Annotated in this window: 19 protein-coding genes; 8 read left to right on the plus strand and 11 right to left on the minus strand. The window is 69.6% G+C overall.

Going from position 1 to position 22507, the window contains the following annotated elements:
* Positions 1-117: 117 nt before the first annotated feature.
* The 4 genes from pheT to AWC16_RS13210 all read right to left on the minus strand — a co-directional run bounded on the left by pheT (position 118) and on the right by AWC16_RS13210 (position 8883).
* The gene (gene pheT / locus AWC16_RS13180; RefSeq protein WP_085265213.1) at positions 118-2601 is read right to left on the minus strand and encodes a phenylalanine--tRNA ligase subunit beta; all 2484 of its coding nucleotides are present in this window, start codon (positions 2599-2601) and stop codon (positions 118-120) included.
* Positions 2601-3653, minus strand: a complete 1053-nt coding sequence (gene pheS / locus AWC16_RS13185; RefSeq protein ID WP_085265214.1) for a phenylalanine--tRNA ligase subunit alpha — start codon at positions 3651-3653, stop codon at positions 2601-2603. The genes pheT and pheS overlap by 1 nt, the downstream gene beginning before the upstream one ends.
* A 110-nt stretch (positions 3654-3763) precedes the next feature.
* A complete protein-coding gene (locus AWC16_RS25570; protein WP_165759224.1) occupies positions 3764-7858 on the minus strand; it encodes a PE family protein in 4095 nt (1364 codons plus the stop codon).
* Between the two features lie 119 nt (positions 7859-7977).
* A complete protein-coding gene (locus AWC16_RS13210; RefSeq protein WP_085265215.1) occupies positions 7978-8883 on the minus strand; it encodes an adenylate/guanylate cyclase domain-containing protein in 906 nt (301 codons plus the stop codon).
* A 155-nt stretch (positions 8884-9038) separates the two neighbouring features.
* Between AWC16_RS13210 and AWC16_RS13215 the strand changes: the two genes are divergently transcribed.
* Complete coding sequence (locus AWC16_RS13215; RefSeq protein ID WP_085265216.1) at positions 9039-10157, plus strand: oxygenase MpaB family protein; 1119 nt, start codon at positions 9039-9041, stop codon at positions 10155-10157.
* Here AWC16_RS13215 and AWC16_RS13220 read toward each other — a convergent pair.
* The 4 genes from AWC16_RS13220 to infC are packed head-to-tail and all read right to left on the minus strand — an operon-like array spanning position 10154 to position 12302.
* Positions 10154-10945, minus strand: a complete 792-nt coding sequence (locus AWC16_RS13220; RefSeq protein ID WP_085265217.1) for a TrmH family RNA methyltransferase — start codon at positions 10943-10945, stop codon at positions 10154-10156. The two genes, AWC16_RS13215 and AWC16_RS13220, sit on opposite strands and share 4 nt — an antisense overlap.
* A gap of 14 nt (positions 10946-10959) precedes the next feature.
* Entirely contained in the window at positions 10960-11349 is a 390-nt protein-coding gene (gene rplT / locus AWC16_RS13225) for a 50S ribosomal protein L20 (RefSeq protein WP_085265218.1), read from the minus strand.
* A gap of 57 nt (positions 11350-11406) precedes the next feature.
* Positions 11407-11601: a 50S ribosomal protein L35 gene (gene rpmI, locus AWC16_RS13230; RefSeq protein ID WP_046188963.1), complete on the minus strand. Its 195-nt coding sequence runs from the start codon at positions 11599-11601 to the stop codon at positions 11407-11409.
* A gap of 26 nt (positions 11602-11627) precedes the next feature.
* Entirely contained in the window at positions 11628-12302 is a 675-nt protein-coding gene (gene infC, locus AWC16_RS13235) for a translation initiation factor IF-3 (protein WP_085265230.1), read from the minus strand.
* Positions 12303-12614: 312 nt separating this feature from the next.
* Here infC and AWC16_RS13240 point away from each other — a divergent pair, with 312 nt between their 5' ends.
* Genes AWC16_RS13240 through AWC16_RS13260 form a run of 5 tightly spaced genes read left to right on the plus strand, consistent with a single transcriptional unit; the run spans position 12615 to position 15165 of the window.
* Entirely contained in the window at positions 12615-13037 is a 423-nt protein-coding gene (locus tag AWC16_RS13240) for a DUF6653 family protein (protein ID WP_322791084.1), read from the plus strand.
* Positions 13038-13047: 10 nt separating this feature from the next.
* Positions 13048-13287 carry a hypothetical protein gene (locus tag AWC16_RS13245; protein WP_085265231.1) on the plus strand — a complete coding sequence of 80 codons (240 nt, stop codon included), beginning with the start codon at positions 13048-13050 and terminating at the stop codon, positions 13285-13287.
* Between the two features lie 3 nt (positions 13288-13290).
* On the plus strand, positions 13291-14466 hold the full coding sequence (locus AWC16_RS13250; protein ID WP_085265219.1) for a winged helix DNA-binding domain-containing protein: 1176 nt from the start codon (positions 13291-13293) through the stop codon (positions 14464-14466).
* Between the two features lie 25 nt (positions 14467-14491).
* On the plus strand, positions 14492-14734 hold the full coding sequence (locus tag AWC16_RS13255) for a ribbon-helix-helix protein, CopG family (RefSeq protein ID WP_085265220.1): 243 nt from the start codon (positions 14492-14494) through the stop codon (positions 14732-14734).
* Positions 14731-15165 carry a type II toxin-antitoxin system VapC family toxin gene (locus AWC16_RS13260; protein WP_085265221.1) on the plus strand — a complete coding sequence of 145 codons (435 nt, stop codon included), beginning with the start codon at positions 14731-14733 and terminating at the stop codon, positions 15163-15165. The genes AWC16_RS13255 and AWC16_RS13260 overlap by 4 nt, the downstream gene beginning before the upstream one ends.
* On the opposite strand, the gene uvrA is transcribed toward AWC16_RS13260, so the two are convergent.
* Complete coding sequence (gene uvrA / locus AWC16_RS13265) at positions 15162-18068, minus strand: excinuclease ABC subunit UvrA (RefSeq protein WP_085265222.1); 2907 nt, start codon at positions 18066-18068, stop codon at positions 15162-15164. The two genes, AWC16_RS13260 and uvrA, sit on opposite strands and share 4 nt — an antisense overlap.
* A gap of 57 nt (positions 18069-18125) precedes the next feature.
* Between uvrA and AWC16_RS13270 the strand changes: the two genes are divergently transcribed.
* Positions 18126-18812 (plus strand): MBL fold metallo-hydrolase, encoded by a 687-nt coding sequence (locus tag AWC16_RS13270; RefSeq protein WP_085265233.1) that lies wholly within the window; start codon positions 18126-18128, stop codon positions 18810-18812.
* A 12-nt stretch (positions 18813-18824) separates the two neighbouring features.
* Here AWC16_RS13270 and AWC16_RS13275 read toward each other — a convergent pair whose 3' ends face one another.
* Positions 18825-19271 carry a universal stress protein gene (locus tag AWC16_RS13275; RefSeq protein WP_085265223.1) on the minus strand — a complete coding sequence of 149 codons (447 nt, stop codon included), beginning with the start codon at positions 19269-19271 and terminating at the stop codon, positions 18825-18827.
* A gap of 201 nt (positions 19272-19472) precedes the next feature.
* On the opposite strand from AWC16_RS13275, the gene AWC16_RS13280 reads away from it, so the two are divergent.
* Complete coding sequence (locus tag AWC16_RS13280) at positions 19473-21032, plus strand: glycosyltransferase family 39 protein (protein WP_085265224.1); 1560 nt, start codon at positions 19473-19475, stop codon at positions 21030-21032.
* 15 nt (positions 21033-21047) lie between these two features.
* Here AWC16_RS13280 and AWC16_RS13285 read toward each other — a convergent pair whose 3' ends face one another.
* Entirely contained in the window at positions 21048-22463 is a 1416-nt protein-coding gene (locus tag AWC16_RS13285; protein WP_085265234.1) for an MFS transporter, read from the minus strand.
* Positions 22464-22507: the final 44 nt, after the last annotated feature.

Consider the following 22507-nt stretch of genomic DNA (forward strand, 5'->3'; position numbering starts at 1 on the left):
TCTACAACCGCCTCCACACCGACGAGAAGTCACGACACCACACACCCCACGCCGCCGCTGCTTGACATAGGAGCAATGCGCGCTCGCGCGAGTGGGGTGCCCCAGGTCGCGGTGAAACTAGCCCCGCAGTACGGCGCCGACGACTTCGGCGGCACGGGCGACGGCGGCGTCGCGGGCCGCGCTGGCCTCGTCCTCGGTCAGGGTGCGATCGGCGGCCCGGAAGCGCAGCGCGAACGCCAGCGACTTACGACCGTCGGCGACCTGCGGGCCGGTGTAGACGTCGAACAGCGCGATGTCCTCCAGCAGTTCACCGGCACCCTGGCGCACCGCGTCGGCCACCGACTGCGCGGTCACCTTTTCATCGACCACCAGGGCGAGGTCTTGGAACACCGCCGGGAACGGCGACACTCGGGGGGCGGGCAGCGCCGTGGTCACCGGGATGGCATCCAGGTTCAGCTCCACCGCGCAGGTGCCCTTGGGCAGCCCGGCGCGTTCGATGACGGCCGGATGCAGCTGCCCGGCGTGGCCGATCACGGTCTCGCCGACCAGCACCTCGGCGCACCGGCCCGGGTGCCACGGCAGGTACGCCCCGGAACGCAGCGTGACCTCGTTCCCGCTGGCGCGGGCGATGATCCGCGCCGCTTCGATGGCGTCGGCGGCTTCGACGGGCCGGCCCGGGCCCCACGGTCCGCGGGGCTCGGCCAGGCCGGTTAGCGCCACCGCGACGTGTTGCGGCTGCCTCGGCAGGGCGGCATCGATTCCGGCGATCTCGGCATCGGTGGGCCGTTGGGCCGATGTGACGGCCGGGAACTCAACCGGCCCCACCGACTGGACCACCTGAGCCATCGCGAACAGCGCCACGTCACTCATCCCCCGGGACACGTTGCGGCCCAGGGCCTCCAGCAGCGCGGGCAGCAGGGTGCTGGCCAGCTGTGGGCGGTCGGCCTCCAGCGGGTTGAGCACCGAAACCGTGGCGCGGCGCGGGTCGTCGTCGGCCAGGCCCCAGGTGTTGAATACGCCGGCGGGCAGGAACGGCGTGGTGAGTACCTCGACGTAGCCGGCCAGGGCCAGTGACTTGCCGATCGCCCGGCGCCGACGCTGGGTGGCGGTCAGGCCCCGCCCGGCCGGCGCGGCCGGCAGCACCGACGGAATGGACTCCAGGCCTTCCAGACGCAGCACTTCTTCGACCAGGTCGGCGGGCTGGCGCAGGTCCGGCCGCCAGCTCGGCGGGGTGACGGTCAACACGTCACCGGCGGCCGCCACGTCGCAGCCGATCTGGGTCAGCCGCCGGGTGGTGGTTCCGTCGGGGTAGCTCACCCCGGCAGTGCGGTCGGGCAGGTCGGTCGCGATCTCGATCGGGGCCGGGTCCCAGTTCTCCACAGCCGGGTCACCGCGCCAGTCGGTCAACCCGGGTTCGATGACTCCCCCGGCGATCTCGGCCAGCAGTGCCGCGCAGCGATCCAGGACGGCCACCGAGATGGCCGGGTCGACGGAGCGTTCGTAGCGCCGCGCCGCTTCGCTGGGCAGGTGCACGCGCCGTGCGGTCCGCGACACCGCCGCGGGGTCCCAGATCGCGGCCTCCAGCAGCACATCGGTTGAGTCGTCCCGCATTTCGGTGCTGCCCGAGCCCATCACGCCGCCGATCGCGGCGGTGGCGACGTCGTCGACGATCAGCACGTCGACCGGCTCCAGCTTGCGTTCGATGTCGTCGAGGGTGGTGACGGTCTCGCCGTCGCGGGCGAACCGGACGCCGAATCCGCCGGTGATGCGGGCCCGGTCGTGGGCGTGCATCGGATGGCCGAGTTCGACCATGACGTAGTTGGTGGCGTCGACGGCCGGAGAGATCGCCCGGATTCCGCACAGCGCCAGGCGGCGCTGCAGCCACCAGGGCGAGACCGCCGCCGGGTCGATACCGGTGACCGCGCGCAGCGCGAAGCGGCGCACCCCGGTGTCCGGCTGCACGCTCAGTGGCCACGCCTGCCCCTCAGCGGGCAGCGCCGGCACCGCGGCCGGGTCGGCAAAGTCCAGGTCCAAAGCATTGGCGAGGTCGCGCGCCAGCCCGCGGACCGACATGCAATAGCCGCGGTCGGGGGTGATGGCCAGCTCATAGACCACGTCGTCCAGCCCCAGCACCTCATGAGCGTCGGCACCGGGTTCGGCGGTACCGGCCGGCAGCACCAGGATGCCGGAATGGTCCGTGCTCATCCGCAGCTCCGACGCCGAGCAGATCATTCCGTCGGAGGTGCGGCCATACGTCTTGCGGGTGGCGATGGCGAAGTCGCCGGGCAGCACCGCGCCCGGCAGTGCCACCACCACCAGGTCACCCACGGCGAAATTGGTGGCGCCGCAGACGATATCGCGCAGCTCGGCTTCGCCGACGTCGACACGGCAGGCCCGGATCGGCTTCTTGAACTCGGTGAGCTCCTCGATGTCGGCGACCCGGCCGACCTTCAGCGGCCCACTGACCGGACCCAGGGCGTGCACCGCCTCGACTTCGTGGCCGATCCGCAGCAGTGCCTGCTCGAGTTCGTCGGCGGAGATGTCGAAGCCCGGCGCCCCCGCGATCAGGGTCTCCCGCAGCCAGCTGTAGGGAATGCGCATCAGGCACCCACCCCGAACGGCAGGGAGAACCGGACGTCGCCCTCGACCATGTCGCGCATGTCGGGGATGCCGTTGCGGAACTGCAGGGTGCGCTCCAGGCCCATGCCGAACGCGAAGCCGGAGTATTCGACCGGGTCGATGCCCACCGCACGCAGCACGTTGGGATGCACCATGCCGCAGCCGCCCCATTCCACCCAGCCGGGCCCGCCCTTCTTGCCCTCGAACCAGATGTCGACCTCGGCCGACGGCTCGGTGAACGGGAAGAAGTGCGGCCGGATACGGGTCCTGGCGGCCGGACCGAACTCCGACTGCGCGAAGGCGTCCAGGGTGCCGCGCAGGTGCGCCATGGTCAGGCCGCGATCCACTGCCAACCCCTCCACCTGGTGGAACACCGGGGTGTGGGTGGCGTCGAGTTCGTCGGTGCGGAAGGTGCGTCCGATCGAGACGACGTAGACGGGCAACTCGCGGGCCAGCAGGGCGCGGATCTGCACCGGGGAGGTGTGGGTGCGCAGCAGCTGCCGTGATCCGGGCGGGGCGACGTGGAAGGTGTCCTGGTCACTGCGCGCCGGGTGGTCGACGGGGAAGTTCAGCGCGTCGAAGTTGAAGTGCTCGGCTTCGACCTCGGGTCCTTCGACCAGTTCCCAGCCCATCGCGACGAAGGTGTCGGCGACGTGTTCGGCCAGCATGGTGATGGGGTGGCGGGCGCCGACGGCCTTGCGCGCCGAAGGCAGGGTGACATCGATGCTTTCCGCGGCCAGCACGGCGGCGTCACGTTCGGCGCGCAGGGCCGCCAGCCGCTCGTCGTAGGCCTGTTGGGCCTGCGCGCGGGCGGCGTTGACGCGCCGGCCGGCATCGGCGCGGTCGGCCTTGTCCAGTTTGGCCAGGGCCTGACGGGCCAGCGCCAGCGGAGCCCGATCACCGAGGTGGTCGGTTTTGGCGTGCGCCAGGGCATCCAGGTCGGCTGCCGCGGCGAACGCGCGCTGCGCCGCCTGCAGCGCCGAGGTCAGGGTCTCGTCGGAGACGACGGACGGGTCGACCTGTTGTTCGCCCACGCGACGAGACTCCCCTACTGGCTGTGATTTTGGCTGAGACGCAAGCGTCGATCTTATCGACATGACGACGAAAGCCCCGCACGCGGTGTGCGGGGCTTTCGTCGTGCGGGTTAGCTGCCGCCTTCTTCTTCCTCGGTGGCAGCCGGCGCCCCAGCGCCGCCGGCGGTGCCTTCGCCACCGGCGGTGCCGGTGGGAGGCGTGGGCGCGTCACCGGCTTCGCCGGCCACGCTGCCCGCCTTGCCGCCGGTACCGCCCTGGCCGCCGGTGCCACCCTTGATGGTGCCGACGCCGTCGCCACCGGTGCCACCCTTGCCACCATTGCCGCCGCCACCCTCGGTGTCGGGACCGGTGCTGCTGCCGCCGTTGCCGCCCTTGCCGCCGGCACCGACGGTGACCGGCTGGCCGTTGGTCGGCGCGGTGCCGCCACCGGCGGTGAGGCTACCGCCGTCACCACCGTCACCGCCGGCACCGCCGTTGCCGCTGGTGCTGTTGCCGCCCGCACCGCCGGCACCGCCGGCTTGGGCCCGCCAGCTCCCGTCACCGCTGTCACCGCCGTTTCCGCCGTTGCCGCCGTCACCAGTGGTGCCGGTGCCGCCGGCCCCGCCTGCGCCGCCGGTGCCGCCGGAGCCGAACTTGTTGCCGCCGCTGATGCCGTCCGCAGCGTTGCCGCCGTCACCGCCGTGGCCACCGGTCCCGCCGTTGCCGCCGGCCCCGCCGGTGCCACCGCTGCCACCGAAGCCGAGGATCTGGCCCTTGCCGGTCACGCTGCCGTTGGCGTCGTTCCAGCCGGAGCCCTCTTTGCCCTGGCCACCGCTGCCACCGTCGCCGCCGGTTCCGTCGGTGCTGGCGCCGCCCGCGCCGCCGTTACCGCCCCTGCCGCCGGTGATGGTGCCCTGGCCGCCCTCACCGCCGTTACCACCGTCGCCACCGTCGCCGCTCGTGGGAGCGTCTTCCCCGCTCACGGTCGCAGCACCACCGGCACCACCATTTCCACCTGCACCACCCCAGATGACTCGCGTGCCGTCGGGGTCGGTACCGGCTGCGCCACCGACACCACCGTTGCCGCCCGCGCCGCCGTCGCCGGTGGTCGCGGCACCGCCCGCACCACCGGCGCCACCGGCACCGGAGATGCCCAGGATGGTGCCGGCCCCGAACTTGCCGGTGAAACCGTCGATGCCCCAGGTGCCGTCGGACTTCCAGCCGGTCGCGGCCGCACCAGCCCCGCCGTCACCGCCCTCGCCGCCGTTACCGGAACCGGTGACGGCGCCGCCCGCACCACCGGCACCGCCGGTACCGCCGTACTGGGTGCCCTTGCCGGCGTCGCCCCCAGTGCCACCATTACCGCCGTCGCCGTTGGTCGCGGCGCCGCCCTTACCGCCGGCACCGCCATTACCGCCCTTGGTCACGGTGCTGGTGTCAGTGGTTGTCGACTCGGAAGCCTTACCCCCGTCACCACCGTCACCGCCACTGCCGGTGACCGTGCCGCCGGCACCGCCGTTACCGCCAGCACCACCATGGCCGCCGGTGGTCGCGTTGCCCGTGTTGTCGTAGGCGTCCGCGCCCGTGCCGCCGTTGCCACCGGAACCGTGGGTGCCGCCCGTGCCGCCGTCACCGCCGGCTCCACCGTTCAGGTGCAGGGCGTCGCCTTCAGCGCCATCGCCACCGTTGCCACCCTGCGCCAGGCCTGCGACACCTACGCCGTCCGCACCTTCGTCGCCGGCCTCGCCGGTACCCTCGGCTCCGCCGGTGCCTGCTTCGCCCGCAGCGCCGCCGTTGCCCGCGGCGCCGGCGTTACCGGCATTACCACCTTGGCCACCCGAGCCAAAGCCGTATTGACCCTTGAAATCCCAGTCACCGTCGGCACCATTGCCGCCGTTGCCGCCCGCGCCGCCGGCGCCGCCTTGCCCGCCGTCGCCACCGTTGCCGTTGGCACCTGCGGCGCCGGACTGCGAGGTGCCGCCAGCGCCGCCCATACCGCCTGCGCCGCCGTCAAAACCGGTGCCGCCATTGCCGCCCTTACCACCGGCACCATTGTTCTCGCCGACTGTCCCTGCGGCGCCGTGATCGCCGGTCAGGCCGTGGTCGCCGGCACCACCCTTACCGCCGGCACCACCGTTACCACCGTTACCGGACTCGGAGGCCCCGCCGGCGCCACCGACGCCGCCAGCACCGCCGTCGCTCTTAGAACCGTCACCGCCGGCACCACCGTTACCTCCGTCACCACCGTCACCGGTCGTTCCGGCACCGCCGGCACCGCCGGCACCACCATTGCCGCCGTCGGTGCCGTCGGCACCATTGCCGCCGTTACCGCCGAAGTCGTGGTTGGCGTCGGCGTCCGCGCCGGCGCCGCCTGAGCCGCCATTGCTGCCTTCCTCAGGCCTCAGACTGCCGGCTGTGCCCGTCGCGCCGTCTTCTGCACCGGCACCACCAGCCGCGCCGCCCTCTCCGCCGTTGCCGCCGACCGTCCCGTTGGCGCCGGCCTTGCCGCCGTCACCACCGGCACCATCTTGGCCACCAGAACCGTTGTTGCCCCAGATTCCGGCGGCACCGTTACCACCGTCACCGCCAGCGCCAACGGCACCGCCGGCGCCACCGGCACCACCATTGCCGTGATTCCCTGCCTTGCCAACATCGTTCCCGGCTTGACCGGCTGCGCCGCCAGCACCGCCCTTGCCGCCGTCGAAGCCATTACCACCCGCTGTGCCGTTACCGCCGGCACCGTCGTTGACACCAACGACGCCAGCTTCCCCGTCGACGCCCTTGACCCCGGCGTGCCCGGCGCCACCGACACCGCCCGTGCCGCCGTTGCCGCCGTTCCCCGCCTCGGAACCGCCCTGACCACCGACACCGCCGACACCGCCCGTGCCGCCTTCGGCATCGTCGTAGGTGCCACTGACCCCGCCGGCGCCACCGGCGCCACCCGTGCCACCGTTGCCGATCTCGCCGCCGTCACCACCGGCACCGCCCGCACCGCCATTACCTGCGGACTGCGTGGCGTCTCCGGCACCACCGGCACCGCCCACACCGCCGGCGCCACCGTTACCGCTCTCGCCGCCGCTGCCACCGACACCACCGGCACCACCGTTACCCGCGGCGGTGTCGGCGCCGGCGTCCACACCGGCGCCTCCGGTACCGCCCTTACCGCCGTTGCCGTTGACCGTGCTGTCAGCGCCATCCGCGCCCTTGCTGCCGAGCGCGCCGCCGGAACCGCCCTCGCCACCCTGGCCGGCCGCACCGCCAACACCACCGTTGCCGCCATTGCCGCCATCGGCGTTGTCCGCGTCGCCCGCAGCACCCGCGCCGCCCTGGCCGCCCTCGCCGCCGGCACCACCCGCGCCACCGGCGCCACCGCTGCCGAACAGCGAACTGGCGCTGCCGCCCTTGCCGCCCGTGCCGCCGGTGCCGCCGTTGCCGCCGACCTCCCCGACGCCGGTACCACCGTTGGCCCAAGCACCCGCTTCGCCGGCCTGGCCGACCGCGCCCGCACCACCAGCACCGCCGACGCCACCGATGCCGAACAACCAGCCGTTGGCGTTGCCACCGTTACCGCCGTCACCGCCCAGACTGCCGGCACCCCCAGCGCCACCGATACCCATCATCGAGCCGCCGAGGCCGCCGTTGCCGCCGTCGCCGCCCTCCGCGCCGGCATCGCCGCCCGCGCCGCCGTTGCCGAACATGCCGGCATTGCCGCCGTTACCGCCCTCGAAGCCGGCCCCACCGTCACCGAACAACCAGCCGCCATTGCCGCCGTCAGGGTTTTCCGCTGTGCCGTCCAGCCCGTGCCCGAGGAGCAGGCGGCTCGAGTCGAGCGAGTTGATCAGGTCGATCATCCAGGAGTTGGCCGGGTTCTCGACCCAGGAATCCATGAACGAGTAGAGCGGCTGGTAGACCAGCGCGTTGAACAGCGTCGTCATGTCGAACGCAGGGGTGTCGGCGGCGATACCCGGCAACGCCGACGCATCGAACCACGAGCCGATGTCCCAAGCGCTGGTGTCCCAGGAGCTGTCGTCCCACCCGAATGCCGAATCTGAGATCGGGTTGAACAGGTCGGTCAGCCAGTCGAAGTCCAGATCGGCGCGCGCGGCGGGCGCCGAGACCATCGGGGCCATGCCGAACGCGAGGAATGCCGCAACCGTGCTACCGGCGCCGACCAGTCGATTACCGGCCTTGCCGCCGTTGTTCCGACGCTGCTGGCGACCTGACATGATTCCCCGCTTCTGCGTTAAGGCGACCTGTGTAGACCCGGTCAAATAGTTACGTTGCTCACCGAGGGTATTCCAAGGAACGGGGTTCCTCCACTCGTGCGCGAAGTTAACGCCGCGCCTCAGTCGGTGTCGGAATGCTCCTGGCGAACAACCTTGAGGCGGTACATCATCAGATCGGCCGGGACCCCGCTGGTCTTGGCCGCGAGCACCTGCCGGCGCGCCCGCTTGGCAACCACGCCCAGCTCTTCGAGTTCGGCGGGTTCGATGCGTTCCAGCGTCGGCCCGGACACCACGATGCCGCCCTTGGTGGCCCGCTCCATGACCCGGGCGGCGATGTTGACGTCCACGCCGAGCCAATCGTCGGCCAGCCGGTGCGGCCGGCCGGTGTGGATGCCGGCCCGCATCCGCGGCGTATACCCGTTGACCTCGACCGTCTCGATGACGTCCTGGGCCTGCACAACAGCGGCGACAGCCACCAGCGGCTCACGGAATACGGCCATGATGCCGTCGCCCATCCGCTTGACGATGCGGCCACCGGCATCGAGCAGCGGCGGCTCGATCGCCTGCGACACCCGCCGCAGCAGGGTGAGGGTGGCATCGTCGCCGGACCGCAGCGACCAAGCGGAGAAACCGACCAGGTCGGTGAAGACCAGCGTCGCCTCAGCGTTGGACGGCGCCCGGGACAGTCGTTCGTTAAAGGCCTGCCAGACCTGCAGGGCGCCCAGGCTGAACTCGCGGGACGCCGCGGAGCGATCGCCCATCAGGCGCCCGGCGGCCCGCGCCGCGGCCTGCGGCCCACCTTCGCCCGCCGTGGACAGCGGGTCGCCGAACTCCGGATCGCCGGGCAGTGCCCGGCGCACCCGCCGCACGAGGTCCACCACCCGGGCGTCGTTGGTGGTGCGATTCAACCAGGCAGCAGCCTCGTCGAGGGAGAACGACCGGCGGCGCCTCGAAAAGGTCGCTTCGGGAATCTCCACCACCTCCTCGAGCTCGTCAGCCTGCCGGCGAGCCGGCTCGAGGTCCATGCGCCTCAGCGTAGGTGGCCGTCGCGGCCACCGCCAACGGCCGACACAGTGGCGCACGCCACTGCCGGGAGTTTTGCCGCGACGCGCCACTGCAGATGTAGACAACATGCGTTGTCACAATTATCGTAGTTTCAGGTTCGCAGACAGGAGACGTGATGACCGTTACGCCGACCACCTCCGATGAGCGGGTTGCTGAGCGGGTTTCAGAGCCCCCAGACTCCAGTGCCGCGACACCGGCCGTGCCCAAGCCCGCCCCGGCCGTCGAGCCGTTGAACTCCGACTCGCTGACCTGGAAGTACTTCGGCGACCTGCGGACCGGCATCATGGGAATTTGGATCGGGGCCATCGAGAACATGTACCCCGGTCTGGGTGCGGGAGTGACAGAGCACTCCACGGTCCTGAGTGAGCCGATCCAGCGGGTGACCCGGTCGGTGTTCCCGATCATGGGCGTGGTCTACGACGGCGCCCTGGCCCAGCACACCGGCGCCTCGATCCGTGACTACCACCGCGACATCAAGGGTGTCGACGAGCAGGGTCGGCGCTATCACGCGCTGGACCCCGACACCTTCTATTGGGCACACGCCACGTTCTTCATGTTGATCATCAAACTCGCTGAATACTTCGACGGCGGGCTCACTCTGGCCGAGAAGCGCCAGCTCTTCGACGAGCACGTGCAGTGGTACCGGATGTACGGCATGAGCATGCGCCCGGTTCCGAAGTCCTGGGAGGATTTCTGCGAATACTGGGACCGGGTCTGCGAGGACGAACTGGAGCTGACCCAGGCCGCCATCGACATCTTGAACATCCGCATTCCCAAGCCGTGGTTCGTCCCCATGCCCGACGCGGTGTGGCACCAGATGTTCAAGCCGGCGCTGGCCGCCCAGCGTTGGGTCGCCGCCGGGTTGTTCGAGCCGGTGGTGCGGGAGAAGGCCGGTCTGCGTTGGTCGGAGGGCGACGAGGTGCTGTTCCGGCTGATCGGCAAGTTCACCCACATGGCGTTCACCTTCGTGCCCGAAGAGATCCGGCTGCACCCGCGCGCGTTGGCCGGCTATCGGCGAGAGCAGGGCAAGATCGCAAGCGACACGGCACTGATCGAGGCCCCGTGGTTCAGCCGGCCACCGAAGGATCGGCGCCACACCGGGATGCACTACATCCCACCGATCAGCCGCGGCATGAAGCTGGTCGAACGGGCGGGTGCGCTGATGCACAACACCTTCTCGCTGGCCGCTGGCGGCGGCCTGGCACCGCGGCCGTCACGCCGCAAGGCTGCTTAAGTCCTGCTGACACCGCGCTGCGCTCGCGCACTCTGGTAGAGGCAGATCGCTGCTGCCGCAGCCACATTGAGGCTCTCCGCGCCGCCGGCCATCGGGATCCGAACCCGGTGGTCCGCGGCGGCGACGGCGGCGGCCGGTAACCCCTGGGCCTCCGGGCCGAACAGCCAGGCGGTGGGCGCGGTCAGCACCGGATCGGCGTCGTCGAGGCTCAGTTCCCCGTCCAGAGCCGTCGCCAGCACCTGCAGGCCGGCCTCCCCCAGCGCCATGAGTACGGCGTCGGTATCGGCGGCCACCACGACCGGGACGTTGAAGATGCTGCCGGCCGAGGCGCGCAGGCATTTGCCGTTGTAGGGATCGACACTGTTGCCGGTCAGCACCACCACATCTGCGCCGGTGGCGTCGGCGATGCGGATGAGCGTGCCGGCGTTACCGGGCTCGCCGATCCCCACCGCGACCGCCACCAATCGCGGTGCGTCGGCCAGCAGTGCGTGCAGGTCCGATTGGGCGTGCGCGCACACCGCGACCAATCCGGCCGGTGTCACGGTGTCCGACAGTGCTTTGGCCGCCCGGTCGGTGACCAGCTGGACCGGCACCTGCGCCGCCGCGAGCAGCTCTGGGTGCCGTTGGGCCGCCGACTCGGTGGCGAAGACCTCGATGACCAGGCCGCGCGCAATGGCTGCCTCGATCAGATTGGGCCCCTCGGCCAGGAAGCGCCGTTCGCGCTTCCTGGCCACGTGCCGATGCAGCTTGACCGCCGCGACCACCCGGGCCGAACGTTCGGTCAGCATCGGCCCGCTTCGGGTCAGGCAGCCTCGCCGGAGGGGGCGTTGACATCCTCGGGCAGCGCGGCCCGAGCGACCTCGACCAGGGCGGTGAACGCGCCCGCGTCGCTGACGGCGATCTCGGCGAGGTTCTTGCGGTCCACCTCGACACCGGCGGCCTTGAGGCCCTGGATCAGCCGGTTGTAGGTGATGCCGTTGGCGCGGGCCGCCGCGTTGATCCGCGAGATCCACAGCTTGCGGAACTCACCCTTGCGGGCGCGACGGTCCCGGTAGGCGTAGGTCAGTGAGTGCAGCTGCTGCTCTTTGGCCTTGCGGTACAGCCGCGACCGCTGGCCACGGTAGCCCTTCGAAGCCTTGAGGACTGTACGACGCTTCTTCTGGGCGTTGACTGCGCGCTTCACGCGTGCCATGGGGTGTTCCTACTCTCGTTGGGACGTAAGGGGAATTGCGGTGCCAGAAAGCGGCAATTAGCCGTTCAGCATCGCGTTGACGCGCTTGGTGTCGCTGGCAGCCACCTCGGTGCGGCCGGCCAACCGGCGCATGCGCTTGCTCGGCTTGTGCTCGAGCAGGTGGCGGGCATTGGCCTTCTGCCGCACGATCTTGCCGGTTCCGGTGCGACGGAACCGCTTTGAAGCGCCACTGTGGGTCTTCGCCTTAGGCATGTTTCCTCAGTTCTGGTGTCGGGGTTTTAGTTCTCGGGTTGCTGCTCGGCCGCTTCCGCTGCCGGCGCGGCCGCGGGGGCAGGCTGAACCGGGCCTCCGCCGGCGTCCTCTGCGGCCTTGGCACGGGTCTTCGCACCGCGGTGCGGTGCCAGCACCATCGTCATGTTGCGCCCGTCCTGCTTGGCGGAGGTCTCGACGAATCCGTACTCGGCGACGTCGGCACCCAACCGCTGAAGCAGGCGGTAGCCGAGCTCCGGCCGGGACTGCTCACGACCGCGGAACATGATCGTCACCTTGACCTTCGCCCCGGCTTCGAGGAAGCGGACCACGTGGCCCCTCTTCGTCGCATAGTCGTGGTCGTCGATCTTGGGACGCAGCTTCTGTTCCTTGACGACGGTCTGCTGCTGGTTCTTGCGAGACTCGCGCTCCTTCTGGGCCGCCTCGTACTTGTACTTGCCGTAGTCCATGATCTTGCAGACCGGCGGTTTGGCGGTCGGGGCCACTTCGACAAGGTCGAGATCGGCATCCGCGGCGACGCGAAGCGCATCTTCGATGCGCACAATGCCTACCTGCTCCCCACCCGGGCCGATCAAACGGACCTCAGGTACGCGAATGCGCTCGTTGACGCGGATCTCAGTGCTGATGGGACCTCCTTGGGTAGTCTTCCGGTCGCGGCCGCCGCAGTGCTCGTCCGGACGCAGCGGCGCTGACCCCACCCACCAGCAAAAAAGCCCTGCACGAAGCAGGGCCCAATACCGACCGATCACGACTCGAATAGCGTCAAGCCGCCCGCGCTATGCGCGGAGCAGGCGGTTCGCACCGCCTGCGACCGGACCACTGAGCCTGAAAGATTGCTCCTCGGCCAGTGGTGGGAGGGAACTCCACTTGCTGTCCTGACGTACGCCGGGACGGTCGCGGGACAAAGTCTAGCAGTTGTAGAGCGTTTCTCCAGTCCAGCGGTTCCAAGCCACGCGCTCGCCCAGCCGGTCTGCCTCCGGGGCCATGATGGGAAGGTGACCGCCGCGACCGTCGCCCGCATCCGCCGCGCCGTGTTCGCCAGGCACTCCAACCCGTGGAGCGCCTGGACCCGCTGGGCGACGACGCCGCTGATCCTGCTACCGGTATGGCGGCGGTCCTGGCGCGATGCGGCCTGGGTATCGACGTGGTTCGCGCTGAACCCGGTCATCTTCGGCGAACCGGCCGACCAGTCGGCCTGGTCGACGCGCGCGATGCTCGGTGAGGAGCTGTGGATCGTCGCTCGGCCCCGAGACATCGCCCTGCTGGTGAACCTGGCCGGCGGCGCCGCGACCGCGACGGCACTGCTCAACGCCCGGCGCCGGCGAGCGCTGCCCACGGCGGTCGCGACGGTGGTGGCGATGGCGCTGACCATGGCCTACTGGGAATTGATGGTCAGCTACTTCGACCGCCGGCGGTAACGTGTCGAACATGGGTGACGATCCGAGCGACCAGCAGCCCGACACCGGATACGACGACTCCGGGGTGCCCATCTTCGAATCGGTGCGGGAGAAGATCGAGAGCCGCTATCAGACCTCGATCGGCGCACAGGAGCTGGATTCCGAGACGCCGGAGGGCCGCAGCGTCGAGAAGCAGTACCAGGACCGACAGCAGGCGGCCGCCGACCGGCTCGAGCAGATCCGGAAGTCGATGCGCGAGGACGAGCACTGACCGGTGCGGACCTTCACCGTCGCCGAACGGCGCAACCGTTTGGCGCGCAGACATTTTCTTTCCCCTGAGACCGCAACCGAGCCGATAACCCGGATCGCGGCCAGCCTGATCGGACTGCACGCCACCGATCCGGCCACCCCGTATCTGTCCCTGTGGGCGCGATCGTCGCCGTTCGCCGTCGCCCACTTGGATGGCGCACTGTATGAAGAACGCTCGCTGGTCAAACACCTGGCAATGCGCCGCACGCTGTGGGTGTTCGGCCCCGCCGATCTGCCCGCCGTGCAGGCGGCGGCCAGCGACCGGGTGGCCGGCGCCGAGCGGCGCCGGCTGATCGCCGATGTCGGCAAGGCCGGGGTGGCCGCCGACGGCGAACGCTGGCTCACCCGGGCCACCGCGGCGGTGTTGCGCCACCTGCATGAGCACGGCCCGGCCAGCAGCTCCGAACTGCGCGCGGCCCTGCCCGAACTGGCCGGAACCTACGATCCGGCGCCGGGAAAGTCCTATGGCGGCCAGACTCACCTGGCCCCACGGGTGCTGACCGTGCTCGGCGCACAGGGCGACATCGTGCGCGGACCCAACGACGGCGCCTGGACTCTGTCGCGACCGCGATGGACGACCGCGGTGGACTGGCTCGGGCAGCCGGGCGAGAGGATGACCGCCGAGCCCGCACAGGCACAGCTGGTCGGCACCTGGCTGCGCGCCTTCGGCCCGGCGACAGCCGACGACATCAAATGGTGGTTCGGCACCACCAAGACCGCGGTCCGAACCGCGTTGAGCGACATCGGCGCGGTGGACGTCGACCTGCACGGCACGCCCGGCTATGCGCTGCCCGACGACTTGGAGCCCGAACCCGAACCCGCGCCCTGGGGGGCGCTGCTTCCCGGGCTCGATGTCACCACGATGGGCTGGTATCACCGCGACTGGTACCTCGGCGAGCATCGCGGTCGGCTCTTCGACAACAACGGCAACGCCGGGCCCACGGCGTGGTGGAACGGCCGGATCGTGGGCGGCTGGTGTCAGAACTCCGCGGCCGAGGTGCAGTTGCAGCTGCTGGAGGACCCCGGCCGTCGAGCGCGCCAAGTGCTGGAGAAGCGGGCTCGGGAGCTCACCGAGTGGCTGGACGGGGTGCGGGTGCCACCGCGGTTTCCCTCACCGCTGGTGAAGGCCGCCCCGAAGTAAGTTATGGTGCTGGTACCATAACCATATGGCTCTGAAGAAGACGACGGTGATGGTCGACGAGGACGACCTCGCGGTGATCAAGGAGGCGGCCGCGAGGGACGGACGACCCGAGTCCGAGTACTTCCGCGAGGCCTTCCACCTTGCCGCCTTGAGGGCCCGTCGCTGGTCTGAGGACTGGGACATTCCCGCGATGAGCTTCGGACATCCGGTGACGGCTGACGAGATCCATCAGGTAGTCGCTGAGGCTGCTGGGCGCACTACCGAATGATCCTCGTGGGAGACACGTCCGGGCTGGTGGCAGCCTTCAACGTGGACGACCCGGAGCACACCGCAGCACGGCAGGTCCTGATCGAGGCGCCAATGACCGTCATCTCCCCCTTGGTTCTCCTTGAGATCGAACGCATCGCCACCCGGAACGTCAGCAGAAAGGCGGCACTGGCGATCAACGATTGGCTACTGGCCCAGGACCGCACCGGACGCGTCACCATCGCAGCCGTTACCGCCTCCACACTGCGGACCGCGCGAACAGTCCAAAATCGTTACGCCGCTTTGCGACTCGACCTCACCGATGCAGTCTCCGTCGTGTTGGCCGAACAGTATGAAACCTACGCGGTGCTCACGCTCGACCGCCGCGACTTCCGGGCTGTCGTGCCCCTGAACGGCGCTCCGGCATTCCGGTTGCTGCCCGACGACAGCTAAGCGCTGGCCTTACGTCGACGCTTGGCGGCAGTGGCGGGTTTAGCCGGTGGGCCGAGGATCTCGGCCAGGAACTTGCCGGTGTAGCTCTCCGGAACGGCCACGACATCCTCCGGGGTGCCGGTGGCCACCACCGTCCCGCCGCCGGCGCCGCCTTCGGGTCCCATGTCGATGATCCAGTCCGCGGTCTTGATCACATCGAGGTTGTGCTCGATGACGATCACCGTATTGCCTTTGTCGACAAGGCCGTTGATGACGCCCAGCAGTTTGGCGATGTCTTCGAAGTGCAGTCCGGTGGTGGGCTCGTCGAGGATGTAGACCGTTCGCCCGGTGGAACGCTTCTGCAGCTCGGAGGCCAGCTTCACCCGCTGCGCCTCCCCGCCGGACAGCGTCGGCGCCGGCTGGCCCAGCCGCACATAGCCGAGGCCGACGTCGACCAGGGTGCGCAGGTAGCGGTGGATGCCGGTGATCGGCTCGAAGAACTCCGCCGCCTCCTCGATCGACATGTCCAGCACCTCGGCGATGGTCTTGCCCTTGTAGTGCACTTCCAGGGTCTCCCGGTTGTAGCGGGCGCCGTGGCAGACCTCGCAGGGCACATAGACATCCGGCAGGAAGTTCATCTCGATCTTGATGGTGCCGTCACCGGTGCACGCCTCACAGCGGCCGCCCTTGACGTTGAACGAGAACCGGCCCGGCTGATAGCCGCGGACCTTGGCCTCGGTGGTCGCGGCGAACAGCGTGCGGATCTTGTCGAACACCCCGGTGTAGGTGGCGGGGTTCGACCGCGGGGTGCGCCCGATCGGCGACTGGTCGACCCGCACCAGCTTGTCCAGGTGGTCCAGCCCGGTGATCCGGGTGTGCCGACCGGGCACCAGGCGGGCACCGTTGAGCTTGTTGGCCAGCACCGTCGCCAAGATGTCGTTGACCAGCGTCGACTTGCCCGAGCCGGACACCCCGGTGACCGCGGTGAGCACCCCGAGCGGAAAGGCCACGTCGACACCGGACAGGTTGTGCTCACGCGCGCCGACCACGCCGAGTTGACGCTTGGGGTCAACCTTGCGACGGGCTGCAGGCACGGCAATGCTTTTCGCTCCGGACAGGTAAGCCCCGGTGATCGAATCGGTGTTGGCCAGCAACTCGCTGTAGGGCCCGCTGTGCACGATCTTGCCGCCGTGCTCACCGGCGGCCGGACCGATGTCCACGATCCAGTCGGCGTGAGCGATGGTGTCCAGGTCGTGCTCGACGACGATCAGGGTGTTGCCCAGATCGCGGAGCCGGACCAGGGTTTCGATAAGCCGCCGGTTGTCCCGCTGATGCAGCCCGATGGACGGCTCGTCCAGCACGTAGAGCACCCCGACCAGGCCCGAACCGATCTGGGTGGCCAGCCGAATGCGTTGCGCCTCACCACCGGACAGCGTTCCGGCCGCGCGGGAGAGCGTCAGGTACTCCAGGCCGACGTCGAGCAGGAAGCTCAACCGGGACTGGATCTCCTTGAGCACCTGGCCGGCGATGGCCTGCTCGCGCGGGCCCAGGGTCAGCGCGTTGAGGAAGTCCGCGCAGTCCGCGATCGACAGATCACACACCTGCGCAATGGATTTGCTGCCGTAATCACCGGCGGCCAGCGTCACCGCCAGGATCTCCGGCTTGAGCCGGGTGCCGGCGCATTCCGGGCACGGCACATCCCGCATGAACCCGGCGTAGCGTTCCTTCATCTGCTCGGACTCGGTCTGCTCCATCTTGCGCTGCAGGAACGCCATCACACCTTCGAAGTCGGTGTAGTAGGAGCGGGTCCGGCCGTAGCGGTTGCGGTAGCGCACGTGCACCTGCTCGTCGGAGCCCTCCAGAATCGCCTTGCGGGCCTTGGCCGGCAGCCGGCGCCACGGGGTGTCGACATCGAAACCCATGGCCTCACCGAGACTGGCCATCATTCTGGTGAAGTACTCACTGGTGGGACCCATCGACCACGGCGCCACCGCGCCCTCGGCCAGGGTGCGGTCCGGGTCGGGCACCACCAGATCGGCGTCGACCTCCTTGCGGATGCCCAGCCCGGCGCAGTCCGGGCAGGCGCCGTAGGGCGAGTTGAACGAGAACGACCGCGGCTCCAGGTCGTCGACGGCCAGCGCGTGCCCGTTGGGGCAGGCCAGCTTCTCGGAGAACCGCTGCTCCCTATGCGGGTGGTGTTCTTCGCGGTCGACGAACTCCAGCACCACGATCCCGTCAGCCAGGCCCAGCGCCGTCTCGACCGAATCGGTGAGCCGCTGCTTGGCCGACTCCTTGACCGTCAGCCGGTCCACCACGACGTCGACGTCGTGTTTCTCCTGCTTCTTGAGCTTGGGCGGGTCGGTGAGCGAGTGCACCACGCCGTCGACCCGGACCCGGCTGTAGCCCTGGGTGTTCAGCTTCTCGAACAGGTCGGCGAACTCGCCCTTGCGGGTGCGCACCACCGGGGCCAGCACCTGGAACCGCAGGCCCTCATCCATGGCCAGCACCTGATCGACGATCTGCTGCGGGGTCTGGCGGGCGATGCGCTCACCGCAGACCGGGCAGTGCGGCGTGCCGGCCCGCGCGTAGAGCAGCCGCAGGTAGTCATACACCTCGGTGATGGTGCCGACCGTCGAACGCGGGTTGCGGTTGGTGGATTTCTGGTCGATGGACACCGCCGGCGACAGGCCCTCGATGAAGTCGACGTCGGGTTTGTCCATCTGGCCGAGGAACTGGCGGGCATAAGCCGACAGGGATTCGACGTAGCGGCGCTGGCCTTCGGCGAAGATCGTGTCGAAGGCGAGCGAGGATTTGCCCGATCCGGACAGCCCGGTGAAGACGATCAGCGCGTCGCGCGGCAGGTCCAGGTCCACACTGCGCAGGTTGTGTTCACGCGCACCCTTGACGATCAGCCGGTCAGCCACGCGTCCATGCTAGGTGGCGGTACCGACACCCAGTTCACGGCCAGTACCGTGGCGGATATGACGACTGAGATCTCGGTTGACGACAGCTACACCGGGCATGTCGAGCCTGGCACCGCGGCCCGCCGCACCCTGCCCGGAGCCTCGATCATCAAGATGTCGGTGGGTCCGATGGACAACAACGCCTACCTTGTGACCTGCACGAATACGGGGAAGACGCTGCTGATCGACGCGGCCAACGACGCCGAGACCCTGGTGGCGCTGGTGCGCGAGCATGCCCCGGACGTGGCTCTTATCGTCACCAGCCACCAGCACTTCGACCACTGGCAGGCGCTCACGGCGCTGGTCGAGGCGACCGGGGCGCCCACCGCGGCGCACGGCCTGGACGCCGAGCCGCTGCCGGTGACCCCGGACCGCCTGCTGGCCGACGGCGACACCGTGACGGTGGGTGACCTGACCTTCGATGTGATTCACCTGCAGGGGCACACCGAGGGCTCGGTGGCCCTGGCGCTCGACGGCGCGCCCACCGGCGGTGTGACGCAGTTGTTCACCGGTGACTGCCTGTTCCCGGGCGGGGTTGGAAAGACCTGGCAGCCTGGAGATTTCGAGCGCCTACTGGGTGATGTGAGCCGCAAGGTGTTCGACCGGTTCGATGACGACACCGTCGTCTATCCCGGGCACGGTGATGACACGACGCTCGGGACCGAGCGCCCGCATCTGGCGGAGTGGCGCGAACGAGGCTGGTGACTCCCCCGCCGGTCAGCCGGTGGTGTGCACGATCAGCACGTCGATCTTGGAACGCCGCGACACGTTGGCCGGCACGGACCCCAGCAACCGCCCGGCGATGGTGCTCAGCCCGACGTTGCCGACCACCAGCAGGTCGGCCTTGACCGACTCCGCCAGTTCCACCAGCGCGTCGACCGGGGCGCCGACAATGGCCCGCTCCTCCACCTCGTAGGCGCCGGCGGCGATAGCCCGCTCCTTGGCCTCCTTGAGGATGGCGTAGATGGGGGCGTTCCCGGACGCCTGGTAGCCCTCGTCCTTGAGAGCGTCGGCGGCCCGCGGGTCGTCGGCGTGCGGCAGGTAGGCGGTGGCGATGATCACCTTCGCGCCCTCACCGGATGCCAGGTGACCCGCACGGTCGACGGCGCGCAGCGACGAATCCGAGCCGTCCGTTCCGACCACCACGGTCTTGTAGCCGCTCATCCGTAATCCCTCCCGGTGAATAGTTGCCCTGCTCGCAAATCGAGCCATGGCGACATTAACGCGTCGGCGGCCACGATGGGGGCGATTGGCGTCACATGTCGCCTATGCGGCGGCAAGCACAGCCGCCTGACCGGCCCAAAAGCGCGGTTTCGAGGCTTGGTGACGTAGCTGACACGCGGGCCGAAGGTAACGTGAGGTGTCATCACCCTCACCCTTACCGACCGGGCACCGGTGCACACGGTCGCGGAACCGCCCCGCCGTCGGCTCCGCCCGCCGGATGCCGTCGTGATCGTGGTCGCGGCGACGGTGATCAGCGCCATCGGCGCGAGCCGGCCGTCGACGTGGTTCGACGAGGCCGCCACGATCTCGGCGTCGACGCACCGCTCGCTGCCCGAACTGTGGCATCTGCTGACCCATATCGACGCGGTGCACGGCCTGTACTACCTGTTCATGCACGGCTGGTTCGCGATCTTCCCGGCGACCGAGTTCTGGTCGCGGTTGCCGAGCTGCCTGGCGGTGGGCGCAGGCGCCGCCGGTGTGGTGGTCCTGACGCGTCGATTCGCCGGCCGGCAGGCGTCGGTGTGCGCCGGTGTGCTCTATGCGGTGCTGCCACGGGTGACGTGGGCCGGGGTCGAAGCGCGCCCGTACGCGTTCTCGGCCATGGCCGCGGTGTGGCTCACCGTGCTGTGTGTGACCGCGGCTCGCCGTGATACCGGGCCGCTGTGGGTGGCGTACAGCCTGGCGGTGGTGGCATCGACGCTGCTGAACACCTTCATGGTGCTCATGGTCGCGGTACACGCGACGGTCCTGCGGTCGCCGGAGTACGAACGCTCGACGACGCGGCGGTGGGCGGTGGCGGCCGGCAGCGCACTGGCGGCAGTCGCCCCGTTCCTGTGGTTCAGTCAGGGGCAGATCCGTCAGATCGCCTGGATCGACCCGCTGGACTGGCACACCGCCGTCGAGATCGCCCAGCAGCAGTACTTCGACAAGAGCGTGCCGTTCGCGATCCTGGCGTGGCTTGTGATCGCCGTCGCGGTCGTCGCTGTTCGGACCGACGCCCGCCCGGCACTCGACAACGACAGGCGACGGCTGGTGGTGCTGTGCGTCGCGTGGATGCTCATCCCGACGCTGGCGACGGTGGCCTATTCGGCGATGGTGAAACCCGTTTACTACCCGCGTTATCTGATCAGCACGGCTCCGGCGATGGCCATCGCCCTGGCGCTGGCCGTCACCACACTCGCCGGTTCGCGCCGCGCGGTCATCGGCGTCGTCGCCGTGCTGGTGATCGCGGCGGTTCCCAATTACGTTGTCAATCAACGTGGCCGGTACACCAAGGAAGGCTGGGACTACAGCGCGGTGGCCGACGTGGTCGCCGCGCACGCAGGCGACGGGGACTGCCTACTGATCGACAACACCACCCGATGGTTACCCGGCCCGATCCGGGCGCTGCCGGCCGGGCGCCCCGAGGCGTTCGCGAAGCTGCGTGACCCCGGTCTGGGCCCGCACCGCCAGACCTTGGGGAGGTTGTGGGATGGCCACCTGGCGGTGTGGGCGTTGACCGATCAGCTCGACCGGTGCCCGACGATCTGGACGATCACCGATCACGACCGCAGCCTTCCGGCCCATCAGCTCGCGGTGATGCTGCCACCGGGTCACCGGTTCGCGCGCACACCCGACGGCCGGGTGCTACACACGCTGGGCTTCCACGTCGTCGAGCGCTGGCAATTCACCTACAGCCAGGTCATCAAAGCCACCCGCTGAACCCGTTGGACCGCTTCAGGCGGCGCCGCCGACCAGTGCACCGGAACCGCGGGTGGCGCGATAGGCGACCAGGCAACCCGCGGCGGCGAGCACGGCGAAGATCGCGAACAGCCAACGGGCCGCCGGGGCACCGGCGCTCATCGCGGTGTTGACCACCAGACCGGCGAACCCGGCACCGAACGCTCCGCCGATCAGCTGAACGGTGTTGATCGCCGCGGCGGCCGTACCGCCCTCGGCGGGATCGTCGACGCAGCTCATCGCCCACGCCGACAGGTGCGGCCAGCCGGCGCCGACGCCGACGCCCACCACCAGCAGCGCCAGTGCCCAGATCGCGGCGACCGCAGTCGGGTTGTAGTGGTTCATGCGGGCGAACGCGACCACCGCCAAGCCGGCGGACATCACCAGCGGCGCGCTGATCACCAGCCCGATGACCACGCGCGCCTTGCTCACCGAGGCGCTGGCGATCTCACTGAACGTCCAGCCGGTCGACAGGGCGGCGCCCAAGAATCCGGCCATCACCGGCGGCAGGTGGGCCAGCCGCTGCCCGAGCAGCGGGATGTACAGGTTGGCCTTCGTGGTGGCCATCAGCAGGCCCAGAGTCAAGTAGATCCACTTCTCCCGGCCCGGGTGAAACGCGCTGGGCGGCAACACCGCCGCCGACGAACGCCGGTCCACGAACAGGAAGACCATCAGCAGGATCGCGCCCGCGAGCAACAGACCCGTCGCACCGATGAGGTTGCGCGGCAGCTGCGCGACGCTGACCGCCAGTGCGGCGCCACCGAGCAGCAGCAGCGATCGGACGGGGATCTTCATCGGTTCACCGCGGTGGCCGCTGCGCCCGGCCGTCAACACCACGCTCACCGCCACGGCCATCACACCGGACAGCACCGCCATCACACCGAACGCCCACCGCCAGATGCCGAACTGGGCGAACAGACCTCCGGCCGCCGGGCCCACCAGGGTGCCCACCCCCCACATGGCTGACACCAGACCCGAAGCCCTGGTCCACAGCCAGCTGGGCAGCACCGCGTTGATCAGGGCATAGCCCAGCCCGGCCAGCAGGCCGCCCCCCATGCCCTGCAGGGTGCGGCCGATCAGCAGCACCTCCATCTGGGGAGCCAGTGCACAGACCACCGCGCCCAGGCCGAACGAGAGCAGGCCCAGCAGGTAGGCCGACCGGGAACCCACCCGGACCAGCACCGCGTTCGCCGCAGCCGCGGAAATCACCGACCCGACCAGGTACAGGGTGGTCACCCAGGCGTAGAACCGCTCACCGCCGATGTCCCGGACCGTGCTGGGCAGCAGGCTGATCGTCAGAAACTCGTTGGTGGCGTAGAGGGCGACACCGCCGGCCAGCACGGCCGAAGTGCCCAAGTAGCGCCGACCGAGCAGCTCACGCCAGCTGCCAGTGTTTACAGCGGAGTCGCTCATCACCGCTTCAGTCAGATCCACCACCGCTTGAAGTCAATCACGGA

Source organism: Mycolicibacter longobardus, assembly GCF_002102265.1.
Classification (GTDB): domain Bacteria; phylum Actinomycetota; class Actinomycetes; order Mycobacteriales; family Mycobacteriaceae; genus Mycobacterium; species Mycobacterium longobardum.

Coding starts and splice junctions, on each gene's coding strand:
- pheT (WP_085265213.1), bottom strand. CDS start 2,601: ATGCGCATTCCCTACAGCTGGCTGCGGGAGACCCTGATCGCGGGGGCG.
- AWC16_RS25570 (WP_165759224.1), bottom strand. CDS start 7,858: ATGTCAGGTCGCCAGCAGCGTCGGAACAACGGCGGCAAGGCCGGTAAT.
- AWC16_RS13210 (WP_085265215.1), bottom strand. CDS start 8,883: ATGGACCTCGAGCCGGCTCGCCGGCAGGCTGACGAGCTCGAGGAGGTG.
- AWC16_RS13215 (WP_085265216.1), top strand. CDS start 9,039: ATGACCGTTACGCCGACCACCTCCGATGAGCGGGTTGCTGAGCGGGTT.
- AWC16_RS13220 (WP_085265217.1), bottom strand. CDS start 10,945: ATGCTGACCGAACGTTCGGCCCGGGTGGTCGCGGCGGTCAAGCTGCAT.
- rplT (WP_085265218.1), bottom strand. CDS start 11,349: ATGGCACGCGTGAAGCGCGCAGTCAACGCCCAGAAGAAGCGTCGTACA.
- rpmI (WP_046188963.1), bottom strand. CDS start 11,601: ATGCCTAAGGCGAAGACCCACAGTGGCGCTTCAAAGCGGTTCCGTCGC.
- AWC16_RS13245 (WP_085265231.1), top strand. CDS start 13,048: ATGGGTGACGATCCGAGCGACCAGCAGCCCGACACCGGATACGACGAC.
- AWC16_RS13255 (WP_085265220.1), top strand. CDS start 14,492: ATGGCTCTGAAGAAGACGACGGTGATGGTCGACGAGGACGACCTCGCG.
- AWC16_RS13260 (WP_085265221.1), top strand. CDS start 14,731: ATGATCCTCGTGGGAGACACGTCCGGGCTGGTGGCAGCCTTCAACGTG.
- AWC16_RS13270 (WP_085265233.1), top strand. CDS start 18,126: ATGACGACTGAGATCTCGGTTGACGACAGCTACACCGGGCATGTCGAG.
- AWC16_RS13275 (WP_085265223.1), bottom strand. CDS start 19,271: ATGAGCGGCTACAAGACCGTGGTGGTCGGAACGGACGGCTCGGATTCG.
- AWC16_RS13285 (WP_085265234.1), bottom strand. CDS start 22,463: ATGAGCGACTCCGCTGTAAACACTGGCAGCTGGCGTGAGCTGCTCGGT.